Raw genomic sequence first — 14,899 nt, 5'->3', positions numbered from 1 at the left:
GCACTAAAAAATGCCAATATCACGATAGTTGCAAACAAGCTGCATACGAGTTTTCTGTCCCAGTCTCTTTTTGCAGATATCTTGCCTAATCCTCAGAACTTAATACAAATTCCACCGTTCGGCTTAATGGATTTTGGAACCTGTAATTTTATTGTGGACGTCGATAATCGTCGAATTGTTATCAACCATAACGCCGGAAGTGTCCTTGATAGTCCAGCACCAAAAATGGCAAAGAAATTTATTTCGGAAGTAAAGGGGCCTGAATTAGTTGCGGTAGGTTTTAATTTTTCAATGGACTTGACATGCGATTCAGAGTTTGGAAAGTTCTCGACAGACGAGTTTCTTACTGAGAAATATAAGACGAAGTTCGGCGATGGTCTATCGGGTATTGGGATAAAGGCGTTCATCAAGAAAAACCCGTATAATTGCACATTAGATATCGGACCGCATTTGCAGGACAAAATGCAGGCGGTAGCTTCTGCGAACTTTCATTTCGAGATACCATACGACATTAACTTTGAGAATGAGTTCTCGATGCGCTATAATGAATTTGAGGAGTATGTAAATGGCATCTTTAGTTGATATAAGGAAAGGTCGCAAGGACTTTTATACCTTGTTTGTCCCTCAGGCATTTACCAATGACTCCTTTAGGGATGAAGAGCGAGAACATATGGGGGCCAATCATCTGCCGGACCTCAATAAGATCATCTCTTATTATTATGCGCCTCAGCGGGCGTCAAACAGTACGGCAGTATTTGAAGATGATCTGGCATCATATGTAACTTTCCTGGAAAAGAGAAACAGCAATTTAAACTTGCGGTTAGCCGAGCTTGAGAGAAAATTCAAGGCTATTGAACCCTATCTACCATACATCCCTACCCTTGCAAAGATTATAAGTGACTTTATAGCAGTTGAAGCAAGAGTTGAAGAGAAGAAAAAATATTTCAAAGAGAAATATTTGGTAAAGGAAGTGCCGAAAATGAAACTGTGGGCCGGTGCCGAGGAGAAGCCCGATATCGCTGACGCCACTCTGGATGAAATGCTGGGCAGCGTTGACGAAGATGAATAGGGATGCCGGCTAATGTAATTTTATTCAAAGATTATCCTTCCTTACTCACAAAACCTCTTCGCCTTTACTGTGACGCTAATTTCCTCATAACGCTGCTCTTTTATCATGATAACGCAGCAAACCAGACAAAAATAACAGCAAAAGAAAATGACTGCTTCCAGTTCTTCAATCTGATAAAACAGAACAATAGCGAGCTTGTGACTTCCGTTTATGGGTTCAGTGAATTGATGCATTTCTACTTCTTTTGGTATGGGTCTGATGGTATGTATCAAGTTGTTAATAATTTCATTGTTCAAAAGAAGATCACTTTGCCGAGTTCCGTCAATTCTATCCATAACAAGTATAAATATTTCATCAATAATTACCCGACTGAATTCCTAAATGCATTTAATAAGATTTCCCACAGAATAGCTAAAGCTGAAGAATTCCTGAAACAAGCAGGCGTGAAGGTTCTTTATCCGTTGCCCTCCCCTCATTTAACCAATATCAGCATGAGCATTGTTGAATACGCTGCAATCCTGCTGGATGCCTTTCCCAAGCTCGAATCTAATGATGCAATGCATCTTGCTATTGCTGACTATTTGAATGTGCCCTGCCTGATTTCGCTGGATGAGGCATATAAAGATATAGACGGTTTTACGATATTGACATATTCTTAAATAGGTAGAATAATCCAAACATAAACATAACATTTAAAACTTTAAATGCAATTCTTCATGCTCTCCTTCCCCTTCCATCCCAAAAATCTCTCGTCCTTTTTTATCCTGAAAATAAACTTGTCAGAGATTTTTTTAGAACAGAGAGGAAAGGTGAAAATTTTGTTATACTATTTAAAACAAACAGGAGGTGATTTTAATGAAACTTGCTGACTTGCTTCCGGAAAAGGAGATAAAAGAGGCAGTGCTTAGTGAGTATGAAAAACGGCTTACCTTATTTAAACTCACGGACGAAAGATTCAGAAAGAAATACGGCATGAGCTTCAAGGAGTTTGAGAAAAAAAATCTTGTGGCAGAAAAAAACCACTCATGGGATGTAGAGCAGGATTCTATGAATTGGGAACACGCTGTAGAAGGCATAAGATATCTTGAAGACAAAATAAAGAAGATACAAAAAATAAGCGAATGATAAAGATTGAGAAGATAATCCATGACATAAAAGATATTACTGACAGATATGGATTAAAACTATTAGAGATAGACCATACAGACATCACCTTAATTGCACGGATTGGTTTTTCCAGTGAGATTTTCATGCAGATTTACGCCAATGAGAGAAAAGAAAAACTTAATATAGCTCTTGTGGTTGCTGGTGAGAGGATATACGGGATAGATAAAGAAGGCGGCTTTTATCATGAGCATCCATTTAAAAATCCCTTGCTCCATATTAAAGCAAAGCCAATAGGAATAGAAAATTTTGTTATTGAAAGTTTGGAAATCCTTAAAAAGCTTAATCTATTTTAAACTGAGCTCTTTGAATCATTAGCCTTTTTCACCTTCATCTCAAATCCCCTCTCTTTTCTCCCAGCATCCCGAAAAAATCCGCCCATTTCATCACCCAACCTTGACTCTCCAGCTTGTGCCGTCTTTTATATCTTCAAGAATTATGCCTTTTTCTTCGAGCTCTTTTCTTATTATGTCAGATGCCTGCCAGTCTTTTTTTTGTCTCGCCTCATTGCGCTTTTGAATCATATCAATCACATCCTGTTCAGACAAATTAATCTCTTTTGATTTCATCAGGGCATTGCGCCATTCATCATGTGTCCTGCTGAATATATTGAGAACCTTCCCCGCATCAGCCAACGCTTTTTTTGCTTTTTTAATAAGTTCAGATGATTTTTTGTCCTGAGGTTTTTTATCCAAAAATATATTTACTTCTCTTATTAACTCAAACATATGCCCTAGCGCAAGCGCAGTATTAAAGTCATCATCCATTGCAGAATGGAACTTTTCATCAAATGAATTCACAAGATCCTCAAACGATTTTGCCGCTGCAGAAGATCTGTCTCCAGCGGATGGTTTCCCAAGGAACTCCTTTATCCTTAAAAGAGTCGTATAGTATCTGTCTATCGAAATTTCGGCTTCTTTTAATATCTTGTCTGAGAATTCTATAGGGCTTCTGTAATGCGTTGACAAGAGAAAAAACCTCACAACCTCTGCATCGTATTTGCCGAGCACTTCCTTGATGGTAAAAAAATTTCCAAGTGACTTTGACATTTTTTCTTTATCAATAGTTATAAAACCGTTATGCACCCAGTATTTTGCAAACGGCTTTCCTGTAAATGCCTCTGATTGTGCGATCTCATTTTCATGATGAGGGAATATAAGGTCGGCTCCTCCGCCGTGAATATCAAAGCCTTCTCCAAGATGTTTCAATGACATTGCAGAGCATTCAATGTGCCAGCCCGGTCTTCCTTTGCCCCACGGGCTTTCCCAGAAAGGTTCTCCTTCTTTTGAAGCCTTCCATAAAGCAAAATCCATAGGGTTTTTCTTTGTCTCGTCAATCTCAACCCTTGCCCCTGCCATCATGTCGTCCTTGTCTCTCTTTGAAAGCTTCCCGTATCCTGAAAACTTGTCTACTTCAAAATAAACACTTCCTTTTTTTTCATAAGCAAAACCCTTATTAATCAGGCCGTTGACAATATCGATTATCTCTTTTATATGTTCTGTAGCCTTTGGTTCGACATCGGCTCGTGCAATGCCAAGCGCATCCATGTCTTTATAAAATTCCTCGGTATATTTTTTTGAGATCTCATTCCATGGAATATTTTCTTTCTTTGCCCTGTTTATTATTTTATCGTCTATATCAGTGAAATTCCTTACGAATGTAACATCAAAACCTTTATGCCTGAGATATCTCTGTATGACATCAAAGACAATGGCGCTTCGTGCATGTCCAATATGGCAGTTGTCATAAACAGTTACGCCGCAGACATACATGTTCACCTTGTTTTTTGTCAGAGGGATGAACTCTTCTTTTTCACCTGTAAGCGTGTTGTAAATCTTCATTATCTCTCCAATTTATTCAGATACATTACGATTATTATACAACAAAAAAATCAGAGACTCTGCCGGACTTGAAATTGGCTAGTGATCTTACTTCGAAGGGATCAGTTTTGAAAACGCCTCTGCAATGATTGAACCGTCAGATTTTCTGTAGAGCTTTGCGTAAGCTTCGATAAACCTGGGTTTCTTACTTCTTATCTCTGCCTCAACAACCGCTTTCTCTCCTGTTGCTAATGGTGCTTTAAACCGCACAGTTATCTCAGCAGTCACCGGTTTTATGTCTTTTGATATTGCCGCTTGAATCATCGTCTCGTCAAGAACAGCTGTTATTATTCCTCCGTGCGTTATGTCTTTATATCCCTGATGTGTTTTTGAAGGAGTAAATTCCGAGACAACTTTGCCGTCGATATTTTTGAAAGAGAGCTTTAATCCGTAATCATTATTTTCACCGCAGACAAAACAACCATGGTCGTCATCAATCTTCATCTTCTGCATAAAGAGATTCTAACACAGTGAAAAACTTTAATCTAATAATGTAAAATTGTCAGAACAATACAATACGGAGGGATTATGGATTGTATATTTTGCAAGATCGTGGACAAAAAGCTTCCCGCAAAAATAATCTATGAAGACGATATGGTGGTTGCTTTTGAAGATGTTAATCCTAAAGCGCCTGTACATACGCTTGTGATTCCGAAGAAACACATTTCCACTCCTCTTGATATTAAAGAATCAGATAATGGCTTGATTGGTCATATGTTCCAGATTGCAAACAAGATTGCAAGGGACAAAGACATTGCAGACAGCGGATTCAGGCTTGTGATGAATTGCAATAAAGATTCAGGACAGACAGTGTTTCATATTCATCTTCATCTGCTTGGCGGCCGTCACATGACCTGGCCTCCGGGATGACAGACCTTCAAGAATGAGCGAAAATACTATACCTTTTTTCGAAACTAATACCTACGGCATGTTTATACTTATTTCGTAAGTGCCGACGCTTATTTTTTCAGTCATGTTGTTCTGCCAAAGAAGTTCTGTGACTTTAAATTTTACATTTTTAGGGACAATGAGAATAAGTTTTGTGCCTGATTGGATCATTTCCTTCCAGTCAGCTGTTTTTTGAAGATTTATGCTTGAGTCTGTCTCAACCTCAACATTTGCAAGCAGCATTCCATGATTGGAAAGAGAGAGATCAGGATTACCGGAGGAATTAAATTTTATTTCTTTGTAATCTTTTTTCAGTTTTTCCTTAAGATGTTCAACAATCAAGTCATGAATCAATTTTTCATTCGACATAATCAGCCCTCTCTTTATAAAGCGTGTTTAACAGCCTTTAAGGCTTGTAATATTTTTTCTTTTTCTTTAGATATTCCTGTTCAACGATGCCGTCTGGATAATCATGAGGATATTTGTATCCTTCTCCATGCCCTAATTTTTTTGCTCCTGAATAACTGGTGCTTTTCAAATGATCCGGCACCTGACTAGTTTCTTCACTTGCAACATCTTTGAGAGCTTCTTCTATTGCAGTGTATGCAGCATTTCCTTTCGGAGCATTTGCAATATAGATCACAGCTTCTGCAAGAGGGATACGCGCCTCAGGCATACCAACAAACTCAATAGCCTTTAATGCAGAAGTTGCAAGAACAAGAGCCATTGGATCTTTTAACCCAACATCTTCTGCCGCGCATATAACCACTCTTCTTGCAATAAACCTTGGATCTTCACCTGCGTATAACATCTTTGCAAGATAATACACTGCAGCGTCAGGATCAGATCCCCGCATGCTCTTTATGAATGCGGAGATTGTGTCATAATGCTGATCTCCTTTTTTGTCATAGACAACTGCTTTTTTCTGGATTGATTCTTCTGCAATTGACGTTGTGATCATTATTTCGTCCTTTTCATTGGGAGATGTTGTTAAAACTGCTATCTCAAGCGCAGAGAGCGCTTTTCGTGCATCCCCGTCCGACATCTTTGCGATGTGTTCCAATGCGCCTTTTTCTGCAGATATTTTAAGTTTGCCTAACCCGCTTTCTTTGTCCGCAAGCGCATTTTTTATCACAGCCAGAAGATTTTCCAGTGTCAGAGGTTTCAGTTCAAATATCTGGCTTCTTGAAAGCAGGGCAGAATTAACATAGAAAAAAGGGTTTTCTACAGTTGCAGCGATCAATGTAATATTGCCTTCTTCAACATCAGGCAGCAAAGCATCCTGCTGGAGTTTGTTGAACCTGTGTATCTCATCAAGAAAAAGTATTGTCCGCGTTCCCTGCATTTTTTCATTCCTGGCTTTTTTTATGACCTTTCTTAAATCCTCGAGCCCAACAGTTGCAGCATTCAGCCATTCGAATCTCGCATTGGTCATATTTGCTATGACTCTTGCAAGCGCGGTCTTGCCGGTCCCGGGCGGACCATAAAGAATTATGGATGTAATCCTGTCAGCCTCCACTGCCCTTCGCAATAACTTGTCTTTGCCGATGATATGTTCTTGCCCGACATATTCATCAAGTGTGCGCGGACACATTCTGTATGCCAATGGGTCATTAATTCCTGTGTTTTTGTCAAAAAGGCTCATGAAATTTTCTCTTTATCAAATTTGCTCAAAACAATCCATCATTCTTTGCTTGTTTATTTCTTCGCGCTTTTTATCGCACCATATATTCCCAAGAGACGGAGATTCTCCAGAAGGTTTTGTTATCTTTGCATGTTTGCAGGAAAAGCAATGGTTTTTCTTTATCTTTAATGGAACAAAACAAGGCATCTGTCTGTTTAACCCCATCTGCATCCCACGGTGGCTGCACCATACTGTTCCTGTCTGCGGCTTAATGCCTGTAGGTTTTGTTTCACAGCCGTATTTGCAGTCTTTGCAGAAATTTTCCATCAGAGCATCCCCAAAGCTTTATAAAGTCCTTTTACTATTTCAGCCATTCTATCATAATTAAGAGTCTCAGCTGTGTCTCCCTTTTTGTGATAATTTTTATTTCTGTAAAATGCAGTGTCCGTAATCATAAATGCATGGTAGCCAACATCCCAGAAACTCTTGTGATCTGAAAAATCCACCCCTGGTACAATTGGCATAGTGTTAAGCGTTTCAACAGGAAGGGAAGAGGAGGTTTTGAAATTGTCTGCGATTTTTTTAGTAAAATTTTTTGATTTGATATTTCCTACAAATGAAATAAAATTTCCCTTTTCAGGATAAAACAATTTTAAAAATGGCAATGGATAATGCTGGCTGTTTTTTTTATTAGAAAAATACCCTATCATTTCTAGTGAGATCATGCCATATATCTTAAAGCCTTCTTGTTTAAGTTTTTTTGCATAGAGATGACTTCCAAGATGTCTAACAAAAGAAGATGCTAAAGGCTCTTCAAGTGAAAAAGCCACGAACTGCACAGAACGATTTATAGGGGTCTCTGAAACTAATCTTGCAATCTCCAGTAATCCTGCAACTCCGCTTGCATTGTCATCAGCGCCCGGAGTTCCTATAACAGTGTCATAATGAGCGCCTATTACAATAATATCCTTTTTACTGCTGTCTCTCCCTTCTATATCGCATGAGATGTTGTAATATTTTTTGCCTGAATATTCAAATTCGTGTCTTTTTGTTTTGCAGCCGTAAGAGTTAAATTTTCCTTGGATATAATCAGCAGACTCATTCAGCTTATCAATGTCAGCATAGCTTCGTTGGCCTATTTTTTCTGAGAGAAACTTTACTGTCTCGACAAGGTTTGACTTTATTGTATTCATATCAACCTCTTTATTCCCAATGGGAGTAAGAAGAACAGCAGAAAAAATTATAGTTAAAATAATCATATCAGCAGCGTTATTGCTTTTACATAATTATATCAGCATGCGCCTTTCCGGTCTATGCATTTAGCAAATAAAGCTCTTCTATATTCCCTTACAAAAAAAACGTGTCATAAATCCAAATGCTGTATATAATGAAAGAAACTATGGAAATAGGCGAGACTATCAGCGTAATTGCTTCATTCGGGATGTCTGATAAGATAAGACCTTTGAGATTTGAATGGGGCGGAAGGCAGATCGATATTACTGATATTACATACATGTGGGAGACAAAGGAAGGCAAGGATAAACTCTATCACTTCTCTGTAACTGACGGGGAAACGCTTTATGAGCTTGTGTTTGATTCCTGCTCGCTTGTCTGGAAAATAGAACAGGTGGAGGTGTGATAATATAGTTAACTTTAATTAAAGTTATATGGGGGAATTTTTAATATGCAGCTTGGCAAAAAAGAAAGAATTTTTCATAAAAATAAAATTATTTTATTAATAGCTGTTGTATTTTTCGGTGTCTTTCTGTTTTTTTCTAGTGGTTCTGCAAAAGAAACAAAACCTAAAGTTCCATATATTGTAAAAGATGCATGCCCTTTTGAATGCTGCAGATATGGTGAATGGATTGCAGAATCTCCGCTTAAGGCATACAAAAAAGAGGGAGATAGTTTTGTTGTCTCATTTGTGATTAAACCAGATGAAAAATTTACTGCCATCAGAGGTAATCTGCATGTTGTGAAATCAGGAATGGTTATTATTACAAAATCATTCGAGGGTTTTAAAAGAGGCGGAAAGATGTATGTCTTATCTTATAAAGGCGAGGGATATTATGATGTCTGGTATAAAGGCAAAGTTATAAAAGACATTGAGAAGTTCTGGTCTGATGACATCTCAAAGAATGAAGCAAATGGGATTTTAAAAAATTCGCCTGAGATGATATGGTGGGTGCTGATTAAAAACAAAGAGGGGAAAAAAGGCTGGCTCAAATTAAAAAATATCAGTAAATCAGGTTTTAATACCAAAGAAAAGATAAAAGGCTGTGATGCTTGTGCTTAGTCTACAGCTTAATCGGATATAGACTGAGATGAATATAACATGGTGCAGAATTTTCTTCGTTATCTCTTCGAGACTTGCCGGAGGAATATTCCTGCTGATCGCAGCGCTTTCGGCAATGGTGTCAGCATTGGGATTGATAGAGCGTGCAAGAAAAGGTCCTGGTCTGTTTTTTGCCGGCGTCGAGATATTCGGGATTACAGCAATAGTATTCAGTATTTTAGGTATAGCCTTTATCTTTTTAGCAAAAAAATTGGCAAAGAAGAATAAGCTGCAATAATCAAAAAACTTATTATGCCAAGAATAATTCTCTGCATAGACATGGATGCGTTTTTTGCATCTGTCGAACAACAGGCAAATCCCAGATTAAGAGGGAAACCCGTTGCTGTCATAGGTTCAGGCGCAAGAACAGTTATTACAACTTGTTCTTATGAGGCAAGAAAATTCGGAGTAAAGACAGGCATGAATATTTATGAAGCAAAAAAACTTTGCCCCGAACTCATATTTGTCATCGGAGACAATCAAAAATATTCCTACACATGCAAAGAACTCGAAAAGATATATTTAAGATTCACTCCTGATGTCGAGATCTATTCCATAGACGAGGCTTTTCTTGATGTAACAACAACACATCACCTTTTCGGCGGGCCTGAATCAATAGGAGATTCCATAAAAAAAGAAGTAAAGAAAAGATTCGGGATCGCATGCACTGTGGGAATTGCTCCTAATATTCTTATCGCAAAACTTGCCAGCGATATTGCAAAACCTGACGGCATGAGATGGATCAAGACAGAGGATCTTAAGTCAGTTCTTGAGGATATGCCTGTTCGAGAACTCTGGGGGATAGGTTCTAAGATCGCCGCAAGGCTCGAACAGATTGAAATAAAAACATGCGGAGAACTTGGCAGGGCGCCTGCAAGTCTTTTAAGAAACAAATTCGGGATAATAGGCGAAGCTCTGAAGTCAATGGGACTGGGAGAATGTGAAAGAACGGTCATTGCTAAAGAAGAAGATCCGAAATCAATCGGGCACAGCACAACGCTCCCTCAGAATATTTCTGATGCAGCTGTAATAAAATCCCATATCCTTAATCTCAGCGAGATGGTGGGCAGAAGGGCAAGGAGATATGGCTTTGAAGGAAGAAAGATCAGCCTTACAATCAGATATCCTGATTTTGATACATTTTCAAAACAGATGACTCTTCCTGATTACACAAATAATACGCGAGAGATATTTTCGAACACTGTCTCGCTGTTTGACAAAATCGATTTAAAAGACAAGGTAAGGCTTCTAGGCGTCTGCCTCTCAAAACTCAGAAAAGATGACAACCAGATGCTGCTTTTCGAGAACAAAAAAAGAGAAAAATCCCTGCTTAATGCAATGGACAAAATAAATGACAAATACGGCGACTGCACAATAATTTGGGCATCATACCTTAAAAAGCTTGAGCGTTCTAGAGTGATATCTCCGGCATGGCGGCCGTCAGGAATAAGAAATATAAACGTTAAAAAATAGCCTTAAACATGTATTTTACTGTTAAAATTCAGACAAGCAGTTTGTTTGATTGTATTTAGGAGACAGACGAAAATGGAAAAGCACAAACCTCATGTAGTGCCCAGATATGTAACATATTTATTTTTTATACTAGGTCTGTTGTCTGCGATAGCGTTCAGGGCTGTGATCATAGCCCAGCATATAGAGCCTTCATTGATCAGACCAATATGGTATATAGGGATATTCGGATATATGCTTTTTTTCTTTTATAGATTCAAGATAACAAAGAAGAGGAAAAATGCGATCCGAAATTTTAACCTGATAGAAAAAGTGAAGGCAAATGCCTGTCTGACAGACGAAGACAGAGACGTTGTGCTTTATCTTTTGAGATCGATCAAGGCTTCTCCTGAAGATTGGAATTATATGCTTATATTTACTCTATCGCTTATTGCTGTAATCGCAGACCTTGTACTTATGTCATTGAAATAAAATTTTTTAAAAAAGCGTTGGGCTGTTTTTTATAGTCTTTCTCTCAACAGATTCAAATATCTTTATCTTGCCGTATTCGCCGTCAAATCCCGGAGTGATATGAACATCTCCCAAGCGCATGCGCGATACGGCTTCTTTTAAGAGCGGCGTTCCTGCTTGTTCAATATCATCCAGAGTTGAATCCATAAGTATCTTAAACTCGTTTCCCAATTTATCAAGGAGATTGAAATACGCATTAGCCACTGCCTTGCTGCTTACACCGACCTTTATGGTTTCTGAGATTATCTCAGGCAGAGGAATTATGGATTTAAAAAACGGCGCGCCTTTTGGCCTGTAGCCTTCATCCCTGTCAGCCAGTTTTTCTACCCTGTGCATTACTCCAACTGTAACTTTCTTACCGCATGAAGGGCAGATGAAATTATTCTTTATTGTCTCTTTAGGCGTGAGGCTTACTCCGCAAAGCCTGTGTCCGTCATAATGATATTTGCCTTCTTCAGGGAAAAACTCTATCGTGCCTGTAAATCCTTTTTTTGTTTTAATAGCCTCAACAATACAAGAATAAGAAATTTCAGTATCAAGGATATTTGCCTCCCTGCCTATCTTTGCAGGTGAATGCGCATCAGAGTGTGAAGTCATTGTTATTCTGTCAAGATTTGAAAGCCTCCAGTTCATTAAGGGATTTGATGAAAGCCCTGTTTCTATGGCGTGAATATTAGGGGTAAGTTCCTCAAAACATTCTTCCAGAGAATCAAAGCCAGATACAGAACCAAAGACTGCAAAATGCGGAGTCCATGCATGCGCAGGAATCAGCATAATATCAGGCGATATGTCCAGAACTATCTTAAGCAGTTTTTTCGCGTCCAACCCGAGAATTGGTCTTCCGTCTGCGGCGAGATTTCCTATTTTTGATAATGAATTGTTTATCTTGATCACTGTAGTCAAATCAGGCGCAAGCAGGATTGAATGAACTTTCCTCGTTTTATTGTTTTTACTGTAGATACAGCTTATTTCTGCGGTTAGCATGAAGAAAACGTCTGATTTGCATGATTCGGGTACATCATTTGTGATGAATTTTTTTTTCAACCTGAAAAGGCCGTTGCCGGCTGGTTCCAATTTTTCCTCGAGTTCTTTAACCCAGCCCGGATGTGTAAAATCTCCTGTTCCGATTACAGAAATGCCTTTGAGCTGTCCCCACCGCCAAATGCTTTCTGGCGACATGTTTTTGCTGGTTGCGCGTGAGTATTTTGAATGGATATGAAGGTCTGCAATAAAACTCATTAGAGATTATAACACACTGTTTTATCAGCAGACAGTCTGAAAAATTAAGATTATTTTTATTTTTGTTTAAATTATTATATTCATTATGCGCATATGGGATATACAGCCTCAGAGATTATGCAGAGAACATCTTCTTGGTGAGCACAGGGAGCTTCATGCACTTTGGACAGTCATTACAAAAAACAAAAAAGGATATTCCAGACACCCTGAAACTCTGAGATGGAAAGGAAGGCTTAAGGCGCTTTTTAAAAGGCACGATCTCCTTGTAAAAGAGATGTATAAAAGAGGATATATTCATCAAAGTGATCTCGACAAAAAACTCGCAAGTGGAAAGGCAAAACAGGATAAGTTTGTGCATACAAAAAAACAGCAGATAGAAATACTGAAAAATAAAAAATGCGGATGCAGGCTCAGTAAATAATTTTTAGTCCTTAAGCATTCCTAAAACTTTCTCTATGTTTTCCTTGTCATCAGAATCTTTTTCTTTTGGTGTCTCAAGTATTATTGGGATATTTGAGAATGGCTTATGATTGATGAATTTCTTCAGGCCGTTCATCCCTATTTTCCCTGCACCTATGTGTTCGTGTCTGTCTCTGTGAAAACCATATTCTGCTTTTGAATCATTAAGATGTATAAGCTTGAATTTATCAATGCCAATGTATTTTTCTATCTCATCCGAGATTTTTTTTATTCCCTCGTCTTTTCTGATGTCATATCCAGCCGTAAAGGCATGGCATGTGTCTATACACACTCCTGATATAAGTCCGTCAAGCTTGTCCATAATTTCTGCAAGTTCGCTTATCTTCGATGTAATGTCCCCTCGCTCGCCAGCTGTGTTCTCCAGCAAAAGACCTGCATCCCATTTTTCATCATTGAACGTCTCTTTCAAGCTCTCTACTGCACGGCTTCGTGCAATCCTCTCGTCATCATTCGATGCACTTCCTGTATGGAGTATCACAAAATCAGCTCCTATCATGTCCGCTCTGTGCATCTCCTCTTTCAGAAGCATTATGGATTTTTTTCTTAAGGTTTCTGAATTTGAAGCCATGTTTATCAGATATGAAGTGTGAATATAAACAGGCGAGATGTCCATCTCTACCCTTAGTTTTTTAAACTGAATTTTTTCTTCATCTGGTATTTCTCTGACAAGCCAGCCTCTTGGGTTGTGCGAAAATATTTGCATTGTATTGCAGCCTAATTCATATGCTCTCTCAAGGCTGATGTGAATTCCGCCTGCTATTGAAGTGTGAACCCCCAATCTTCGGCTGTTTCTTTTCTTCTGAGGGGATTTTTTTTGAATATTATCAGCCATTTTTATTTTTGTGGTTTTGTTTTGAATGGTGCCGAAGGCGGGATTTGAACCCTATGTTGTGCCTTTAAAATCAAGGAGTTATAGTGAAAAGAACAACGAGAGAACAACGAAAGATAAAAGATAGGACAGACCTTTAGGCTAATTAACCTATGAGTTTGTCCTATTTTTTTATTAATTATCGAGCCAGTTTTCACCACTTCTTCTTGTACCAAAACTATCTTCTATAAAGGCTTGTAGTTGTGTGTCTAACTGATCCTCGTTATATTTTTTAACGGAAAGGGCTTCGTCTCTTGCCATAGCATCCAGCCAATACGCTACCGCACCACACAGAGCATCTAGTCTATCATCATATTTGATTGAGCCACGATCCTTTGTGAGTCTGGTTAGCTGGTGAAATAATGAATATTGTATTGGCTCTGAGTCCAGATGTTTTAAATCGTTCTTTACTACAGAGACATCAACTATCAATCTGTGTCTGTTCATAACTGGTTCTAAGGTGTCTATGATTCTTTTTTCTTTTTGCATGATTGCTCGGTCGGCTTCCTCTACAGCACAGAGATAAATCTTTAGACAGATACCCCTTTTTATCGACCATTATTAGTCAATTCTATCAACTGATTAAAGAGCTGCCTACCTTTATCAGTAAGGTGGCAAGTAGAACAACGCCTCTCTAACATATCAGGTCTAGTTGTCACCAAGCCATAACCTAATAAAGAGTGGTCGCCACCCCTGACAAGATATTGCCCTAGATGCTTTAAGTTTCTGCTTATTGTTCCCGCAGGTTGTTTTAACTCTTTAATTATGTCTTGAGTTAAAATTCCCTCGTTCTCACCTATCAAGAGAAAAGTTAAAAGTTGACCTATAGCAAAATCTGGGTTTATCTTTTCTCTTACAAAGGCAATTCCTTTAGTAAACTTTTCATCTTTTTTAACCATCCCACTATTTCCCCCCTTTTTTTACAGATATATCATGCCAATCAATGTAATTACAACAACTATTATTTTTATTATAATAAATAACCCCTTTTTCTACTATTTCTAGTTCATGCAAAACCTTCTTTTTACTGCATGCCACGAAATGATAAGTATTCAAATTATAATACCTCCCGATTTTTTTGGCTTTAATTTTAAATTTTTGATTCTTTAAGGGACACGCACAGCATACTACGAAGCTTCCAGACACAGTTTTTGCACACAGATAGTAGAGAGTGGGGCGGATACTTTCACAGCAAAGAAACTTATGCGTCATGCAGACCTTCAAAGCACGCTAAAATATTTCCACCCAACGGAAGAAAGAATATATGACATCATTAATATTCGTGGGACAACGAGGAACAACGAGGGGAAAAGGGGTAAAAACCAATAGTGGCAATGAGTTAATGGTGCCGAAGGCGGGATTTGAACCCGCA

At 38.4% G+C, this 14,899-nt stretch carries 23 protein-coding genes; 13 read left to right on the top strand and 10 right to left on the bottom strand.

The window, feature by feature from the left end; translation table 11 throughout:
* Positions 1-291 precede the first annotated feature (291 nt).
* The 5 genes from LLF28_07985 (at position 292) to LLF28_07965 (ending at position 2,529) form a co-directional block, all read left to right on the top strand.
* Positions 292-582 carry a hypothetical protein gene (locus LLF28_07985; protein MCE5195367.1) on the top strand — a complete coding sequence of 97 codons (291 nt, stop codon included), beginning with the start codon at positions 292-294 and terminating at the stop codon, positions 580-582.
* A complete protein-coding gene (locus LLF28_07980) occupies positions 566-1,069 on the top strand; it encodes a hypothetical protein (GenBank protein MCE5195366.1) in 504 nt (167 codons plus the stop codon). The genes LLF28_07985 and LLF28_07980 overlap by 17 nt, the downstream gene beginning before the upstream one ends.
* A gap of 2 nt (positions 1,070-1,071) precedes the next feature.
* The gene (locus tag LLF28_07975) at positions 1,072-1,728 is read left to right on the top strand and encodes a PIN domain-containing protein (protein ID MCE5195365.1); all 657 of its coding nucleotides are present in this window, start codon (positions 1,072-1,074) and stop codon (positions 1,726-1,728) included.
* A 196-nt stretch (positions 1,729-1,924) separates the two neighbouring features.
* Complete coding sequence (locus tag LLF28_07970) at positions 1,925-2,194, top strand: hypothetical protein (protein MCE5195364.1); 270 nt, start codon at positions 1,925-1,927, stop codon at positions 2,192-2,194.
* A complete protein-coding gene (locus LLF28_07965) occupies positions 2,191-2,529 on the top strand; it encodes a hypothetical protein (GenBank protein ID MCE5195363.1) in 339 nt (112 codons plus the stop codon). Before LLF28_07970 ends, LLF28_07965 begins: the two co-directional genes overlap by 4 nt.
* A 90-nt stretch (positions 2,530-2,619) precedes the next feature.
* On the opposite strand, the gene cysS is transcribed toward LLF28_07965, so the two are convergent.
* Together cysS and LLF28_07955 are read right to left on the bottom strand one after the other, a co-directional pair.
* Positions 2,620-4,074 (bottom strand): cysteine--tRNA ligase, encoded by a 1,455-nt coding sequence (cysS, locus tag LLF28_07960; GenBank protein ID MCE5195362.1) that lies wholly within the window; start codon positions 4,072-4,074, stop codon positions 2,620-2,622.
* An 87-nt stretch (positions 4,075-4,161) separates the two neighbouring features.
* A complete protein-coding gene (locus LLF28_07955; GenBank protein MCE5195361.1) occupies positions 4,162-4,566 on the bottom strand; it encodes a PaaI family thioesterase in 405 nt (134 codons plus the stop codon).
* A gap of 75 nt (positions 4,567-4,641) precedes the next feature.
* Here LLF28_07955 and LLF28_07950 point away from each other — a divergent pair, with 75 nt between their 5' ends.
* Entirely contained in the window at positions 4,642-4,983 is a 342-nt protein-coding gene (locus LLF28_07950) for a histidine triad nucleotide-binding protein (GenBank protein MCE5195360.1), read from the top strand.
* A 51-nt stretch (positions 4,984-5,034) separates the two neighbouring features.
* Here the strand turns inward: LLF28_07950 and LLF28_07945 are convergent, their stop codons facing one another.
* The 4 genes from LLF28_07945 to LLF28_07930 are packed head-to-tail and all read right to left on the bottom strand — an operon-like array spanning position 5,035 to position 7,818.
* Entirely contained in the window at positions 5,035-5,370 is a 336-nt protein-coding gene (locus tag LLF28_07945) for a hypothetical protein (protein ID MCE5195359.1), read from the bottom strand.
* 37 nt (positions 5,371-5,407) lie between these two features.
* Entirely contained in the window at positions 5,408-6,646 is a 1,239-nt protein-coding gene (locus tag LLF28_07940; GenBank protein MCE5195358.1) for a replication-associated recombination protein A, read from the bottom strand.
* Positions 6,647-6,661: 15 nt separating this feature from the next.
* Positions 6,662-6,952 (bottom strand): hypothetical protein, encoded by a 291-nt coding sequence (locus LLF28_07935; GenBank protein ID MCE5195357.1) that lies wholly within the window; start codon positions 6,950-6,952, stop codon positions 6,662-6,664.
* Entirely contained in the window at positions 6,952-7,818 is an 867-nt protein-coding gene (locus LLF28_07930; protein MCE5195356.1) for a M28 family peptidase, read from the bottom strand. The genes LLF28_07935 and LLF28_07930 overlap by 1 nt, the downstream gene beginning before the upstream one ends.
* A gap of 194 nt (positions 7,819-8,012) precedes the next feature.
* Here LLF28_07930 and LLF28_07925 point away from each other — a divergent pair, with 194 nt between their 5' ends.
* The 5 genes from LLF28_07925 (at position 8,013) to LLF28_07905 (ending at position 10,901) form a co-directional block, all read left to right on the top strand.
* Positions 8,013-8,264, top strand: a complete 252-nt coding sequence (locus LLF28_07925) for a hypothetical protein (GenBank protein ID MCE5195355.1) — start codon at positions 8,013-8,015, stop codon at positions 8,262-8,264.
* 45 nt (positions 8,265-8,309) lie between these two features.
* Positions 8,310-8,921 carry a hypothetical protein gene (locus tag LLF28_07920; GenBank protein ID MCE5195354.1) on the top strand — a complete coding sequence of 204 codons (612 nt, stop codon included), beginning with the start codon at positions 8,310-8,312 and terminating at the stop codon, positions 8,919-8,921.
* Positions 8,922-8,949: 28 nt separating this feature from the next.
* Positions 8,950-9,198 carry a hypothetical protein gene (locus LLF28_07915; protein ID MCE5195353.1) on the top strand — a complete coding sequence of 83 codons (249 nt, stop codon included), beginning with the start codon at positions 8,950-8,952 and terminating at the stop codon, positions 9,196-9,198.
* Between the two features lie 14 nt (positions 9,199-9,212).
* Positions 9,213-10,433 carry a DNA polymerase IV gene (gene dinB, locus LLF28_07910; protein MCE5195352.1) on the top strand — a complete coding sequence of 407 codons (1,221 nt, stop codon included), beginning with the start codon at positions 9,213-9,215 and terminating at the stop codon, positions 10,431-10,433.
* A 72-nt stretch (positions 10,434-10,505) separates the two neighbouring features.
* On the top strand, positions 10,506-10,901 hold the full coding sequence (locus LLF28_07905; protein ID MCE5195351.1) for a hypothetical protein: 396 nt from the start codon (positions 10,506-10,508) through the stop codon (positions 10,899-10,901).
* Positions 10,902-10,907: 6 nt separating this feature from the next.
* On the opposite strand, the gene LLF28_07900 is transcribed toward LLF28_07905, so the two are convergent.
* A complete protein-coding gene (locus tag LLF28_07900) occupies positions 10,908-12,179 on the bottom strand; it encodes an endonuclease Q family protein (GenBank protein ID MCE5195350.1) in 1,272 nt (423 codons plus the stop codon).
* Positions 12,180-12,264: 85 nt separating this feature from the next.
* On the opposite strand from LLF28_07900, the gene LLF28_07895 reads away from it, so the two are divergent.
* Positions 12,265-12,600 (top strand): pyrimidine dimer DNA glycosylase/endonuclease V, encoded by a 336-nt coding sequence (locus LLF28_07895; GenBank protein MCE5195349.1) that lies wholly within the window; start codon positions 12,265-12,267, stop codon positions 12,598-12,600.
* A gap of 3 nt (positions 12,601-12,603) precedes the next feature.
* Here LLF28_07895 and LLF28_07890 read toward each other — a convergent pair whose 3' ends face one another.
* From LLF28_07890 to LLF28_07880, 3 genes are all read right to left on the bottom strand, one after another.
* Positions 12,604-13,491 (bottom strand): deoxyribonuclease IV, encoded by an 888-nt coding sequence (locus LLF28_07890; protein MCE5195348.1) that lies wholly within the window; start codon positions 13,489-13,491, stop codon positions 12,604-12,606.
* Between the two features lie 171 nt (positions 13,492-13,662).
* Positions 13,663-14,016 (bottom strand): hypothetical protein, encoded by a 354-nt coding sequence (locus LLF28_07885; GenBank protein MCE5195347.1) that lies wholly within the window; start codon positions 14,014-14,016, stop codon positions 13,663-13,665.
* Positions 14,017-14,075: 59 nt separating this feature from the next.
* A complete protein-coding gene (locus tag LLF28_07880; GenBank protein ID MCE5195346.1) occupies positions 14,076-14,426 on the bottom strand; it encodes a hypothetical protein in 351 nt (116 codons plus the stop codon).
* A 262-nt stretch (positions 14,427-14,688) separates the two neighbouring features.
* Between LLF28_07880 and LLF28_07875 the strand changes: the two genes are divergently transcribed.
* A complete protein-coding gene (locus LLF28_07875; protein MCE5195345.1) occupies positions 14,689-14,856 on the top strand; it encodes a hypothetical protein in 168 nt (55 codons plus the stop codon).
* Positions 14,857-14,899: the final 43 nt, after the last annotated feature.

This window comes from Nitrospiraceae bacterium (genome assembly GCA_021373015.1).
GTDB lineage: Bacteria > Nitrospirota > Thermodesulfovibrionia > Thermodesulfovibrionales > UBA1546 > JAJFTJ01.
This window is presented reverse-complemented; position numbering and strand designations above follow the sequence as displayed.